The 13,296-nt window shown below is 60.7% G+C and carries 10 protein-coding genes and 1 pseudogene; 3 read left to right on the plus strand and 8 right to left on the minus strand.

What is annotated here, in order from left to right; translation table 11 throughout:
* The first annotated feature begins 86 nt into the window (after positions 1–86).
* On the plus strand, positions 87–3,119 hold the full coding sequence (locus ACO07C_RS11530; protein ID WP_421917501.1) for an efflux RND transporter permease subunit: 3,033 nt from the start codon (positions 87–89) through the stop codon (positions 3,117–3,119).
* Between the two features lie 17 nt (positions 3,120–3,136).
* Positions 3,137–4,390, plus strand: a complete 1,254-nt coding sequence (locus ACO07C_RS11535; RefSeq protein ID WP_421914297.1) for an arsenic transporter — start codon at positions 3,137–3,139, stop codon at positions 4,388–4,390.
* Between the two features lie 112 nt (positions 4,391–4,502).
* Here ACO07C_RS11535 and ACO07C_RS11540 read toward each other — a convergent pair whose 3' ends face one another.
* Entirely contained in the window at positions 4,503–5,879 is a 1,377-nt protein-coding gene (locus ACO07C_RS11540) for a sensor histidine kinase (RefSeq protein WP_421914298.1), read from the minus strand.
* A 44-nt stretch (positions 5,880–5,923) separates the two neighbouring features.
* Complete coding sequence (locus ACO07C_RS11545) at positions 5,924–6,589, minus strand: response regulator (protein ID WP_421914299.1); 666 nt, start codon at positions 6,587–6,589, stop codon at positions 5,924–5,926.
* Between the two features lie 140 nt (positions 6,590–6,729).
* Between ACO07C_RS11545 and ACO07C_RS11550 the strand changes: the two genes are divergently transcribed.
* On the plus strand, positions 6,730–7,239 hold the full coding sequence (locus ACO07C_RS11550) for a hypothetical protein (protein WP_421914300.1): 510 nt from the start codon (positions 6,730–6,732) through the stop codon (positions 7,237–7,239).
* 195 nt (positions 7,240–7,434) lie between these two features.
* Here ACO07C_RS11550 and ACO07C_RS11555 read toward each other — a convergent pair whose 3' ends face one another.
* The 6 genes and pseudogenes from ACO07C_RS11555 to guaA all read right to left on the minus strand — a co-directional run bounded on the left by ACO07C_RS11555 (position 7,435) and on the right by guaA (position 13,266).
* Entirely contained in the window at positions 7,435–7,731 is a 297-nt protein-coding gene (locus ACO07C_RS11555) for a hypothetical protein (RefSeq protein WP_421917502.1), read from the minus strand.
* A gap of 342 nt (positions 7,732–8,073) precedes the next feature.
* Positions 8,074–8,856 carry a hypothetical protein gene (locus ACO07C_RS11560; RefSeq protein ID WP_421914301.1) on the minus strand — a complete coding sequence of 261 codons (783 nt, stop codon included), beginning with the start codon at positions 8,854–8,856 and terminating at the stop codon, positions 8,074–8,076.
* A gap of 67 nt (positions 8,857–8,923) precedes the next feature.
* Positions 8,924–9,646 (minus strand): anti-sigma factor, encoded by a 723-nt coding sequence (locus ACO07C_RS11565; RefSeq protein ID WP_421917503.1) that lies wholly within the window; start codon positions 9,644–9,646, stop codon positions 8,924–8,926.
* Positions 9,643–10,182, minus strand: a complete 540-nt coding sequence (locus ACO07C_RS11570; RefSeq protein WP_421914302.1) for a sigma-70 family RNA polymerase sigma factor — start codon at positions 10,180–10,182, stop codon at positions 9,643–9,645. Before ACO07C_RS11570 ends, ACO07C_RS11565 begins: the two co-directional genes overlap by 4 nt.
* 720 nt (positions 10,183–10,902) lie before the next feature.
* A pseudogene (locus tag ACO07C_RS11575) lies at positions 10,903–11,414 on the minus strand (Arm DNA-binding domain-containing protein); the annotation flags it as partial.
* A gap of 289 nt (positions 11,415–11,703) precedes the next feature.
* Positions 11,704–13,266 (minus strand): glutamine-hydrolyzing GMP synthase, encoded by a 1,563-nt coding sequence (guaA, locus tag ACO07C_RS11580; protein WP_421914303.1) that lies wholly within the window; start codon positions 13,264–13,266, stop codon positions 11,704–11,706.
* Positions 13,267–13,296 lie beyond the last annotated feature (30 nt).

Raw genomic sequence — 13,296 nt, forward strand, 5'->3', positions numbered from 1 at the left:
TTCCCCAGGTCAAGGCCGCGACCCAATCGCGGCTGGGCGGGATTTCGGCGTTTTTCATTTCGCACCCGGTGGCAACGACACTGCTGATGTTGGGCGTGCTGTTCCTTGGCGGCGTGGCATACCCGTTTCTGCCGGTCTCGGCCCTGCCGGAAATCTCCTTCCCCACAATCCAGGTCGCCGCCAGCCTTCCGGGGGCGGCACCAGACACGATGGCGTCATCGGTCGCGCAACCCCTCGAAACCCAGTTATCCAAGGTGAGCGGCGTCACCGAGATGACATCATCGAGTTCTCTCGGCTCGACCGAGATCACCGTCCAGTTCGAGCTCGATCGAGACATCAACCAGGCCGCAAGTGATGTTCAGGCCGCTATTACCGCTGCCAGCGGCCAACTGCCCAAGGATCTTCCCGCGCCGCCGACCTTTCGCAAGGTCAATCCTGCCGACGCGCCAGTGCTGCAGCTTTCAGCCACGTCCAAAACGCTGCCGCTGATCGATGTCGACGAGTTGATCGAGACGCGCGTGGCCCAGCGTATCAGCCAGATGCCAGGTGTCGCCCAGGTCAATATTGGAGGTCGCCAGAAACCGGCGGTCCGGATTTCCATCGACCCTGGGCGGATCGCCGCCGCGGGCGTCACGATGGAGGACGTACGCTCGGCAATCTCCGGCCTTAGCGTCAGCAGCCCCAAGGGCAACATCGACGACGCCACACGAACATTCCCGATCTATGACAACGACCAGATCACTGACGCGGCCGGCTGGAGTGACGCGGTCGTGGCCTATCGCGACGGCGGGCCAATCCGGATCCGCGATATCGGTCAGGCCGTCAAAGGGCCGGAAGATGCAAAGATGGCGCATTGGACGAACGGCGAGCGCGGCATTGCCGTGGATGTCTTTCGCCAGCCAGGCGCAAACGTCATCGAGGTTGTAAACCGCGTCAAGGCAATCCTGCCCGATCTGCAGGCCTCGCTGCCGCCATCTGTCAAACTGGCACTGGTGACAGACAGGACCACGACCATTCGAGCATCGGTGCGCGACGTTCAGTTTACGCTGATGATCACCATTGCCTTGGTCGTGATGGTCATTTTCATCTTCTTGCGCAACCTGCGGGCCACGCTTATCCCGGCAGTCACACTACCCGTCGCTTTGCTGGGGGCGGCGGCGCCGATGTATCTGCTCGGTTACAGCATCGACAATCTGTCGCTCATGGCCTTGGTGGTGGCGGTCGGCTTCGTGGTCGACGACGCCATCGTCATGCTCGAAAACATCAGCCGGCATATCGAGGATGGGGAAGAGCCGGTGGCGGCGGCGTTACGAGGCTCGCATGAGATCGGGTTTACGATCATTTCGATCAGCCTGTCCCTGATTGCCGTGCTCATTCCGATCCTGTTGATGGGGGGCATTGTCGGGCGCCTGTTCCGAGAGTTTGCCATTACTTTGACGCTGGCCATTGTCCTCTCGACGATCGTGTCGTTGACGCTGACGCCGATGATGGCGGCCCGCCTGATCAAACCGTCGGCGGGCCGTACGCATGGTCGCCTCTATCTTTGGAGCGAGCGCGCCTTCGATGCGCTGCAGAACGGCTACGCGAAGGCCTTGGACGTCGTGCTTCGGCACCGCTACATTACGCTTCTGGTTTTCGTGGCAACCGTCGGGGCCACGGCCTGGCTTTTCATCATCATTCCCAAGGGGTTCTTCCCCAACCAGGACACAGGGTTCATCGGCGCTCAGTCGCAGGCCGCACCCGAAGTCTCGTACCCAAAAATGGTTGAGCTGCAGGAGCGCCTCAGTGCGGTGGTGCTCAAGGATCCCGCTGTCTACAGCGTGTTCATGGACATCGGTGGCGGCAATGGCGGCAATGCCCTCAACCAGGGACACGTCAACATTACCCTGAAGCCGATCGGCGAGAGGGATGCGACCGCACAGGAGGTTATCGCGCGCCTCAAGCCGGAATTGGCGAAGGTCGAGGGCATTCAACTTTTCATGCAGGCGGCACAAGATATCAACATCGGTGCCAGGCCGGCACTTACCCAGTATCAGTTTACCTTGGAAGACAGCGATGTCACCGAGTTGGGGACGTGGGCGCCCAAGGTCGTCGATGCCCTCAAGTCCATCCCGGAGATCACCGACATTGCCAGCGATCTGCAAAAGGTCGCGCCAACCCTGTCGTTGAAGATCGACCGTGCGGCTGCCTCGCTGTTCGGCGTGGCGCCGCAAACCATCGACGATACGCTTTATGACGCGTTCGGGCAGAGGCAAATCGCGCAGTTTACCACGCAGACCGACACGTTCCACGTGGTGTTGGAGGTGCTTCCCAACCTGCAGCACGATTTGCAGACGCTCGACCGCTTGTCCGTCAAGGCAGCCGATGGGACACTCGTGCCGCTCGGCAACATCGCGCATTGGACCACCGAAACCGTGGCGCCCGTATCGATCAACCACCAGGGCCAGTTCCCGGCCACGACGATCTCATTCAATCTGGTGTCTGGCGCGTCGTTGGGCACCGCAACGTCAGCCGTGAACAAGGCATTTCAGGATTTGAAGGCACCCGCAACGCTGACCGGTGCCTTTGCCGGCAGTGCGCAGGCGTTCGAGGAGTCGCTGTCGACCGTCCCGCTGCTGATTGCTGCTTCGCTTGTCGTGGTCTATCTCATCCTGGGCGTTCTCTACGAGAGTTTCGTCCATCCGCTGACCATCCTGTCGACGCTGCCTTCCGCCGCGCTCGGCGCGCTGGCGGCGCTGATGCTTGCCGGCCTGGACTTCAGTCTCGTCGCGATGATTGGCGTGATCCTGTTGATCGGCATCGTGAAAAAGAACGGAATCATGCTGGTGGATTTCGCCATTACAGCCGAGCAAAAGGGCGCTTCCAGCGTCGAGGCTATCCGCGAGGCCGCGTTGTTGCGGTTCAGACCAATCCTGATGACCACGATGGCTGCGATCCTCGGTGGGATACCATTGATGCTGGGCCACGGCTCAGGGGCCGAGATCCGCCAACCGCTGGGTTACGCGATTGTCGGCGGATTGGTCGTCAGCCAGATCCTGACATTGTTCACGACGCCAGTGATCTATCTGATGCTCGATCGCCTGCGGGTTTCTCCGCGGAAGCTGACGGCCACCGCGTGATCAGCGGCGTCTCTGTCATGTCTCCCAATCTCGCAATCTGGGCTGTCACCGGCACGGCGACGGCGGGCGTCATCCTTCGGCCCTTCGGCTGGCCGGAGTGGATCTGGGCTGTTGCAGGTGCGGCAATCCTCGTTGCCGCACGTCTGATCGCGCCGGCTGACGCCTTGGCGGGCATAGCGAGAGGCCTCGATGTCTACCTCTTCCTGATCGGCATGATGCTGCTGTCCGAGGTGGCGAGGGTCGAAGGCCTGTTCGACTGGTTGGCGGCGCAGGCCGCACGCCGCGCGAAAGGCTCCGCAGCAAGGCTGTTCCTGCTGGTTTACGTCGTCGGCACCATCGTCACCGTTTTCCTGTCGAACGACGCAACCGCGGTCGTCTTAACGCCGGCGGTGGCCGCTGCGGTGCGTGCTGCCAAGGTGAAGAATCCACTCCCCTACCTGCTGATCTGCGCTTTCATCGCCAACGCCGCGTCATTCGTGCTGCCGATTTCAAACCCGGCCAACCTGGTGATCTACGGCCGATCGATTCCGTCTCTGCTGGAATGGTTGCCACGCTACATCCTGCCGTCCCTTGTGTCCGTGATCGCGACCTACGCGATGCTTTTCTGGTCGCAGCGACAAGCTCTTGTCCAGGAGGTCGCCATCGATGTTCCAGTGCCGACGTTGTCCGCCGCGGGCGTGCTTGCAGCGGCCGGTATCGTTGTCACGGCTTTCGTGCTTATCGGGGCATCGGCTTTCGATCTCCAGCTTGGCCTGCCGACCGCGCTTGCTGGATTGGCTACGACAATGATTGTGCTGATCAAGGAGAAAAAAGGCCCTTGGTCGGTCGCAAAGGACATATCATGGGGCGTGCTGCCCCTTGTGGCGGGCCTCTTTGTGCTGGTGGGGGCACTTGAGAGGACGGGAGTGATTGCAACTGTTGCCAGCTTGTTGCGAGAGATGGCACACCAGTCACCGACTTCGGCCGCATGGGTAGCTGGGATCGTTACCGGCTTTGGTAGCAACCTCGCCAACAATCTGCCAATGGGCCTTGTTGCCGGGACGGTGGTCGCGGCTGCCCACGTTCCCGACCATGTCGTTCAGGCAGTGCTGATTGGTGTCGACATTGGACCCAACCTGTCTGTCACCGGCTCGCTGGCGACTATTCTGTGGCTGACGGCCTTGCGCCGCGAGGGCTACATGGTTGGCACAATCGCATTTCTCAGGGTCGGCCTGGTCGTGATGCCGCCAGCGTTGTTGCTAGCGCTGGCTGCGGCATTTGTCGCCGGCTGATGTCCGTTGTCTTGCTTGGACCGGCTCACCGTTTCACGGAAAAACCGCGCGAACCCATTGTTTTGACGCTAATCCGTACGAATAGCCGTTTCACGCTTTTCCTGGCGTTGCTCTAGGACCGAGGAGCTTTTGGTAACCGGACCTGGACCCGCAAGCCTGTGCCCGGCACCCTCTCCAGGACAAGGCTCCCGCCATAAAGCTCGGTCAGCTCGGCGGCGATCGGCAAGCCGAACCCATGTCCGGGCGTTGCTTCGTCGATGCGACGTCCTGGTCGCATTGCCTCGGGCATTGCGGCTGGGTCAAGGCCGGGGCCATCATCCTCGATGATGATCATGACTTGCCCTTGGTCGTCGCTTGCTCCGACGACAACGCCCGATGCTGCCCATTTGCAGGCATTGTCGAGAATGTTACCCAGGATTTCGTCGAAATCCTGGGTCTCGACCGCCACCGAAAGCCCTGTCGGCACAGATACTTTAAAGCTCAGGGCGCGCTCTCGATGAATATTGTTCATCATGCCGGCAAGATCCGCGAGGCGCTCGCTGACATTCGTACTGGCCCGTGCCGGACCCGACAGGGCCGCAACACGAGCGCGTGCCAGATGATGACGGATAAGCCGTTCCATGACGTCCAGTTGGGCTCGCATAGTATCGATGTTATCGGTATCGACTTCCGCGGACACAGCTCTGAAGGATCGCCGCTCCAAAGCCAGTCCAAGGGCAGCCAATGGTGTCTTCAACCCATGCGCCAGGTTGGCGACGTGACGCCTGGCCCGTGCCAACCCCTCGGCGTTTTCGGCCAGCAGGCTGTTGACCTCATCGACCAGCGGTTGGACCTCGCTGGGTTGATCGCCAGGCAATGCGTTTCGCCTGCCGGCCCGGATGTCGGCCAGACCGGTCCTCAGGTCGGCGAGGGGGCGCAGGCCAAGTCGGACCTGCGCAAACAGTGCTCCGAACAGAAGAATACCTAATGTCAGCAGCGCCAGTCCCAAGGGAAGCAACGCCTCCCGCAGAGGTCCAGAGATCGCGTGGTAGGGGGCGCCTGCGGCAATGGTGACCGTCTCCCCGCCAAATGGCACCTCAAGGATGCGCCAATGCAACGCTTGACCATCTGGGTGCTCGCCCTCGACTGACTTGGGCCGCCCGAGCGACCGCAGCAGGCCAAACCAGTCCCTCAGGCCAAGCAAGTTGTCCACGCGGTCTGGGCCGATCGACGGCAGTTTGACGGGACCAACGGCAGCAAGCGAAGTCGAGACAAGATCACCGGATGGCCAGGACACCTGCCATGCCCACCCTGATTGCGGACGATCGTAGGGCGGGCCGCTTAACGCGGGTGTCACGGTGATTTTTCCATCGCCATCTCGCTGCAGGGCCGAGGAGATGGCGAATATCTGCGCGTCCAGCCGTTGGTCGATCTGGCCCACGACGAAGCGCTGCAGGATGATTGCTATGACCATGGCGGCCAGCAGGAGTGCTGCGACAATCGCAATCACTGCCGCCAGTCGCAGCCTCCCGGCCAGCGAGCTCGGCAACCATCTCATTTCGCGGCGGCCGTCAGCCGATAGCCAAGACCGCGTACCGTCTCGATGTGACGATGGCCGATTTTGCGACGTAAACGTGCCACGATCACTTCCAGCGAGTTGGAGTCTACCTCGGCATCGCCGTCATAGACACGTTCGAGCAAGTCGGTTCGCGTCACCACCACCTCCTTGCGCAGGATGAGACTGGACAGCACGCGCCATTCGAGTCCCGTCAGCTTGAGAGGCAGTCCATCGAGTTCGAAGGTTCCGATCTGCGCATCGAAGCCAAGCGGTCCGCATACTATTCTTGTCTGGGCGTGACCTGCCGCCCGGCGCACCAGGGCCCGCAATCGCATGATGAGTTCTTCGGTCCGAAAGGGCTTCGTCAGATAGTCGTCGGCGCCGGCCTTGAAGCCTTCGACCTTTTCCGACCATCCATCACGCGCGGTCAGGATCAGCACGGGTAGCTCACGCCCCGCGGCGCGCCACGCCTTGAGGACCGCCTTGCCGTCGACCTTGGGCAAACCGAGGTCTAGAACCGCGACATCATAGGTTCCTGTTTCACCGAGATGCTGCCCGTCCTCGCCATTGCGGGCGATGTCGACGGCAAAATTCTCGCCGCGCAACGCCTCCGCCAACTGGCTGGCGATCGATCCATCGTCTTCAACGAGCAATACCTTCATTGCATTGACTTTCCCGCTGCGCGCCCGCGTCGGTCCTATGCCCTGCGGCTGAACCGAAGCTGAACGGCCTGGTTCAGGCTCGGTTCCTGTTGGGTCAGGTAAAACGGTAGCCATTCCACACAACAGAAAGGTGACCCCCCATGACCGATACCCAAAGCACCGCACAGGAAACGAACGCTGCCCCGGCACCATCCGATCGCCGGCGCAGACCCTACATTACCGGCCTGTTCGCCGCCGGGCTTATCGCATTCGGACTTGTTGCAGGCGCAGGTGCCACGATTTTTGCGGTACCGCATGACAATGTGGTGCTGATGCAGCCGACGAGCATCGCAACGCTGGCGCCCTACAGCACCGTAGCCGTCAAAGGCAAAGTCGCCGAGATTTTCGGCAACAAGTTCGTGATCGACGACGGCAGCGGCCGCGCACTGGTCGAAACAGGCCGTGCCGGCGAGAGCGGCAAGCTGGTTGCCGCCGGCGAAACCCTTACTGTCCAGGGACGCTTCGACGACGGGTTCATCCATGGCGATGTGCTGGTTCACGCGGATGGCAAGGCAGAGAGTCTGCGCCCGCCACGCCCAGGTCCACGCGGGCTGCTCGACCGCCTGCATGGCCGCGATGTTGCGACAATCCCTCCCGGCGCGCCGGACTGATAAGATCCTAGAATTGGGCGACGTGGAGCCAACCCTCCCCGTCGCCAACCTCTCTGGTCAGCAACGTCGAGCCAACCCAAGATCGTCGAATACCGCGAACGGCTGGAGCGAACATTCGCTCGGTTGCTTGCTTTCAGCGCACCGTCAGAGAGCTGGCGCTGTGAAAGCGGTGAGCCAGCACCGCAGCCACCGCGATCATTTGGCGGTAAAGAAGGTCAACAGGACCTTGCCTTTATCCCCGAGCAAACAAACGAACCGGTCAGGTGTTCCGGTTTTGCCGTTTCGCGCGATGTAGGCCTCCCCCAGGACAACTGTTTTGATCGGCACATCCTCTACCTTGGTATCGGACTTGCTCACCGCGACGCTTTCCATATCGATCACAAGATCGGTTATATCCTTTGACTTCTCCTGCAGAGCCAACAGACCGGTCGATTTGCAGGCTGTGACCGTCGGGTCGTCGGTTCCCTGCGCAAGCGCGCTCCCCGTCAGCACTCCGAAAGCAAGCGATGCGGCAAAGAAGCTTTGGACGAACCTGGCGATTTGCCCGCGTAAAATCGAGTGTCGAACGCAATCGTGCCCGACCTTCGCCAATTTCGAAATGTGATCTGCTGCCTCGCCGGATGCGAAGTGTGTTTCCTGTTCGACAATAGCCATTGGACATCCTTCAGCGAGTTAGTCGCGCCGGTACAACTCGTGCGCGGCCGCGACGTTCCAATGCTATCGAGGATCATGGCGTCTGGCAGTGATTTGCCTGACCGATGTCAACCGCTTTGCACCAGCCAACCGGACCGGTTGCGATTTCCAGCCAAATTGTCCGCTCGTCAAAGCTTCGGTTCAATTTTGCGCAAACGCCGATATCCAGAGTCGATCGACTTCCGCAAGGAAGCCTTCATTGATCTCGTCGAGATGATTCCAATACATTCCGTCTTCGTAGAAATAGCCAAGGTCATTCTCGATCCTTTCAGCCTTCTCCGCGTTATCGAACCTTATCCGGGCGAGGATTTCAGCCTTCATTTCGGCTATCCTGTCATGCGTCAGGCTCTGCAAATCCTCGAAATCCAGACGGGGAAAGATCAGCCGGCTGCGCGGGAGGTCAGACAGGTTGATACAGAGACAGTCGCGCTTCAGCGCCTGAACAAGCAGGCGCACCGACTTCGCCTCAAGGTTTCGAAGTGTAACGTCGTCCCGCAATGGGTCCGGACGACCGACGCCATAGAAGTGCGTCTTGTCGGGCCGATCGTAGATCATGTCGCAGCCCAGGAACGCAAGCACATCTGGCTTCTGGCTGTGGATCGCCCAATACGCGGCGGTCATCGCCATCGTTGCGCCGGCATAGACGAAGCCGCCGAAGGCGTTCTGCGCGGGGACATACTGCGTGGCGCTGAAGATCTGGGCCTGACGCAAAGTCGCATCGTCCGGCAGCCGGTCTGCCGGAAAATCGCCCGCGTGAACAAGAAAATCCCAGTCTGAACGCACGCGCCAGGCGTTGTTGATGGCTATGATCTTTCCAAAGGCCTGCTTTGGCCAACTTTCGCAGCGCACCACATCGGGTGCGCTTCCGAGAAGCAGTACTGTCTGCGGTTTCGAGGAAGACTTTTTGTCCATTGCAATCACCATTCGGCACCCATCACGAGCCCCGCGATCAAGACCCAGCCATTTTTCCCACACATTTGCGTCGCGTCTTTCAGATCCCAATCAGAGCGCCAGCAGCGACAACGGGGCCAGTCGCAATGCCCGTCGGAGAACCGCCAAGAGGTTCAAGGGTAACCGCCAGCACGGCGCCTTGTGCGAGCTTCTGCTGGGCGGCGGGCGAAACGACGATATGCGCGGTTGAACCGACGGGAATGACGCCCATCGAAACCGGTGGGTTCTTGCCCTCGATCATCCACAGTTCGAAGTCCTTGCCGGAAGCACGCTCACCCGAGACGTGCGAGAGCCCGACTTCATGATGGGCGGGATCGTAAACGGCGAGATATTTGACGTCGCTGCCGTCGGCGGCGAGCGAGGCGACCAGGCGTGCCTGCGACAGCGCCGCCGGCGGGTTGATGTAGGGCACCGCGACATAGATCGCCAGGGCCGCGACCGCCACGGCGGCAAGGCCGCGCCAGAAGGCAAGGCTCGACCAGATGCCCAAGGATGACCGCGCCGGCGCGGCTGCCGCCGACGTGAACAGCCGGCGATCGATCGCCGGCTTCACCGAGGCGGGCGGCTCGATCTCAGGATAGGCCGAGGCCATCGGCGCGAGGTGCGCCTCCCAGCCGTCGACCATGCGCGCGAAACCCGGTTCGGTGTCGATGCGGCGGGACGCGACCTGGCGCTCATCGGCCGGCAGGACGCCAAGAACATACTCGGCGGCGAGCAGGTCGTCGCCTCCATGTTCCGGTCCGTTGTCCTGTTCCAGCGTCATCTTTCCAGACATTCTCTCAGTTTAAGCAGGCTGCGGCGCAGCCAGGTCCGCATCGTGTTCAGCGGCACGCCATGGCGCTCCGCCAGTTCGGCATAGCTCTCGCCCTGCAGGTAGGCGCCCCTGACGGCCGCCGCGCGGTCCTTTTCCAGTTCGTCCAGGCAATGATAGATGCGCTCCGATTCACCGCCTGCGACCACCATTGCTTCCGGTCCAGGCGCCGGATCGGCCACGTCAAGCGCGGCATCGATGTCGGCGGCAGGCTTGCGCCGCGCCCTGATGCGATCGATCGCGTGATTGCGGGCGATCGCCACCAGCCAGGAAATCGGGCTGAGATCGGAAACAGCAAAACGGTCGGCCTTCGTCCAGATCTTGACGAAGACCTCTTGAAGCGCCTCTTCCGCATCTCCCCGGTCATTCAAGACACGCAGGCAGACCCCGAAAAGTTTCGCGCTGGTCTGCCGGTACAGCAGATCGAAAGCGGCCCGGTCCTTCATCGAGGTCCGGACGATCAGCTTGGTGATGTCCTGCGGCGTCATGTTGACGACCGCTGCTGCCGGACACGACGCAAAAAGCGTGAAACGAGTTTAATTCGCGAAGGGGAAAACGCACGCCTTTGGTTCGATCGGCCAGCGTTTGCGCTAGTTTGCCATTCAACGACGCCCTTGATCTTCCAGTTTTCCATGGTCAACCCAAGCTCCTTCCACAAAACCGCGGCCAGCAATTTCCGGACGGTTTCAGGATGTGACGTTGGGGCAACGACGCCGCCTTGCTGAGGCGGCAACCGAATAGTGGCAAAGGTTTTCACAATGGAGACCTGTCGCCACGTTCCTGAGATCGAGGTGACAAAACCCGCCGCACTCCCCACCATGGCTCAACGCTCCCGCGACCGCGTCTGGCTAATACGCAGATAATACGCAGACATCGCGAGACCGGATCACATGCCGCGGCGGAGACTTGCTCGAGGTGTTCACAGCAAGCATTGCCTGGGACACCTCAAGCGAAGGCAGAACTGGTTGCTCGATAAGCGTAGGGAGCACTTCTTCCTACCGCGAGCCTTGGCCGCGTTTCCCGCGACGACGCTCCATCGTGACCTCCGCAAGGATGGATAGGGCGATCTCTTCGGGGGGTGTGCTGCGTGCCGACGATAGCAAAAGAACGCTTCCACAATAGTGGATTTTGTAATGTAGCGGTCTTCCGAGACGAACGCCGAGATAAGAGCTTCGATCAAAGTCGCTACACGAACAAAGTCGCTACACGAAGCTGTAAATCTGCTTGAGGATGTCGCGACCGTGGATCGCCGTGGCAGGGGGAACGATCTTGCCGAAAAGTGCTCTGAGATCGTCAGGCGCGATTTCGGTAAGAAGGCGGCTTCTCCAAACGGGAGCAATTCACGTTCGAAGATGGAACGGTGCATCGCACGCGTGCTATCGGCCATGGGCGCGGCTGCGAGCCACTTTTCCTCGAAACTCGCCAAAACTCTTCGCCTCTTCCAGGCGGCGCTTGTCGCGTTGTTTCTCGATTGCCGGCGTCCGTCCCTCGCCAACAACACACTTCGCGTCGAGACATTTCTCTCGAGCCAATGCGAGCGAGATTCCATCTCTGCCGCATCTGCCTAGATAGACCGTCTCACCGCGTCCATTCAGCCTGTAGTCCAGCCGAAATGAGATCGCGCCACCGGGCACAACGCGCACATACATTCCGTCGCGGTCGGCAATCTTTAGATTTTTTCTTTTGATTTCAGCGACTTAAGGGCGGTGTCCGTCAACATCTCTGCTGCCTACTGAAAAGTACCGTCAGGGCAATTTCGAGAGCTCGCGGCTAAATATTTCTTTTACTTTCAATGCCTTACTGCAAAATAGTACCGTCACGAGCCTTCCTTATCATGACGGTACTTTGAAAAATTCTTTCGAGAAATATCCGGAGGTCCGTCACGCAGACGTCAAAGCCAAAAGCTGCGTGCCGATTGTTGCCGATAGACTCCGAAGAGATTCATTTTTGTTTTCAATATCTTGCGGCGCACCATGGCGTATTTCCGGATACGCTCGGATGGGCCTGAATCATTCCCACTCGATTGTTCCAGGCGGCTTCGACGTCACATCGTAGACGACGCGGTTGATGCCGCGGACTTCGTTGATGATGCGGGTGGCGGCGGCGCCCAGGAAGGCCATGTCGTAGTGGTAGAAATCCGCCGTCATGCCGTCGACCGAGGTGACGGCGCGGAGCGCGCAGACGAACTCGTAGGTGCGGCCGTCGCCCATCACGCCGACGGTCTGCACCGGCAACAGCACGGCGAAGGCCTGCCAGATGGCGTCATAGAGCCCGGCCTTGCGGATCTCGTCGAGATAGATGGCGTCGGCCTCGCGCAGGATCTCCAGCTTTTCGCGGGTGATGCCGCCCGGGCAGCGGATGGCAAGACCAGGCCCCGGGAATGGATGCCGGCCGATGAAGCTTTCGGGCAGGCCAAGCTCCTTGCCGAGCGCCCTCACCTCGTCCTTGAACAGTTCGCGCAGCGGTTCGACCAGCTGCATGTTCATGCGCTCGGGCAGACCGCCGACATTGTGGTGCGACTTGATCGTCACCGAAGGACCGCCGGTGAAGGAAACGCTTTCGATGACGTCGGGATAGAGCGTACCCTGCGCCAGGAACTCGGCGCCGCCGAGCTTCTTGGCCTCTTCCTCGAACACCTCGATGAACAGCCGGCCGATGGTCTTGCGCTTCTTCTCCGGGTCGACCTCGCCTTCCAGCGCACCGATGAACCGGTCTGAAGCGTTCACCAGGATGAGCGGGAGATTGTAATGCTCGCGGAACATGGCCACCACGCCGGCGGCCTCATCCTTGCGCATCAGGCCGTGGTCGACGAGGATGCAGGTGAGCTGGTCGCCGACGGCTTCATGGATCAGCAGCGCCGCCACGGACGAGTCCACGCCGCCCGACAACGCGCAGATGACCTTGCCCTTGCCGACCTGCTTGCGGATCGCCTCGACGGCATGCTCGCGGTAGGCGCGCATCGTCCAGTCGCCCTCGATGCCAGCGATGTTGTGGACGAAATTGCGAAGCAGCCTTGCACCGTCCGGCGTGTGCACCACCTCGGGGTGGAACATGATGCCATACATCTTGCGCTCGATATTGCCGAAGATGGCGAAGGGCGAGCTTTCCGACTTTCCCAAAACCTCGAAGCCCGGCGGCAGCGCGATGACGCGGTCGCCATGGCTCATCCAGACCTGGTGCCTCTGGCCAGTCGCCCACAGTCCCTCGAACAGCGGGCTGTCCTTTTCGATCTCGACGAAGGCCCGGCCGAATTCACGATGATTGGAGCTTTCCGCGACACCGCCCATCTGCACGCACATGGCCATCTGGCCGTAGCAGATACCGAGTACCGGCACGCCGGCATCGAAGACGATCTGCGGCGCGCGCGGGCTGCCGATATCGGAGGTCGAGGCGGGACCACCAGACAGGATCACCGCTTTGGGATTGATGCGCTTGAAGGCTGCCTCGGCCGACTGGAACGGCACGATCTCGGAGAAGACTCCGGCCTCGCGCACGCGGCGGGCAATGAGCTGGGTAAACTGGCTGCCGAAATCGACAATCAGGACGGTGTCGGGATGATTGGCTGTTTTCATGGCGAGCGTTTAGAGAAAGATCCGAGTCGA

Origin of the sequence: Mesorhizobium sp. (genome assembly GCF_965229135.1) — a bacterium.
Lineage (GTDB): Bacteria > Pseudomonadota > Alphaproteobacteria > Rhizobiales > Rhizobiaceae > Mesorhizobium.

Coding starts and splice junctions, on each gene's coding strand:
- ACO07C_RS11565 (WP_421917503.1), bottom strand. CDS start 9,646: ATGACGCTGGAACAGGACAACGGACCGGAACATGGAGGCGACGACCTG.
- ACO07C_RS11530 (WP_421917501.1), top strand. CDS start 87: ATGTTGGGCGTGCTGTTCCTTGGCGGCGTGGCATACCCGTTTCTGCCG.
- guaA (WP_421914303.1), bottom strand. CDS start 13,266: ATGAAAACAGCCAATCATCCCGACACCGTCCTGATTGTCGATTTCGGC.
- ACO07C_RS11550 (WP_421914300.1), top strand. CDS start 6,730: ATGACCGATACCCAAAGCACCGCACAGGAAACGAACGCTGCCCCGGCA.
- ACO07C_RS11535 (WP_421914297.1), top strand. CDS start 3,137: ATGTCTCCCAATCTCGCAATCTGGGCTGTCACCGGCACGGCGACGGCG.
- ACO07C_RS11545 (WP_421914299.1), bottom strand. CDS start 6,589: ATGAAGGTATTGCTCGTTGAAGACGATGGATCGATCGCCAGCCAGTTG.
- ACO07C_RS11560 (WP_421914301.1), bottom strand. CDS start 8,856: ATGGTGATTGCAATGGACAAAAAGTCTTCCTCGAAACCGCAGACAGTA.
- ACO07C_RS11570 (WP_421914302.1), bottom strand. CDS start 10,182: ATGACGCCGCAGGACATCACCAAGCTGATCGTCCGGACCTCGATGAAG.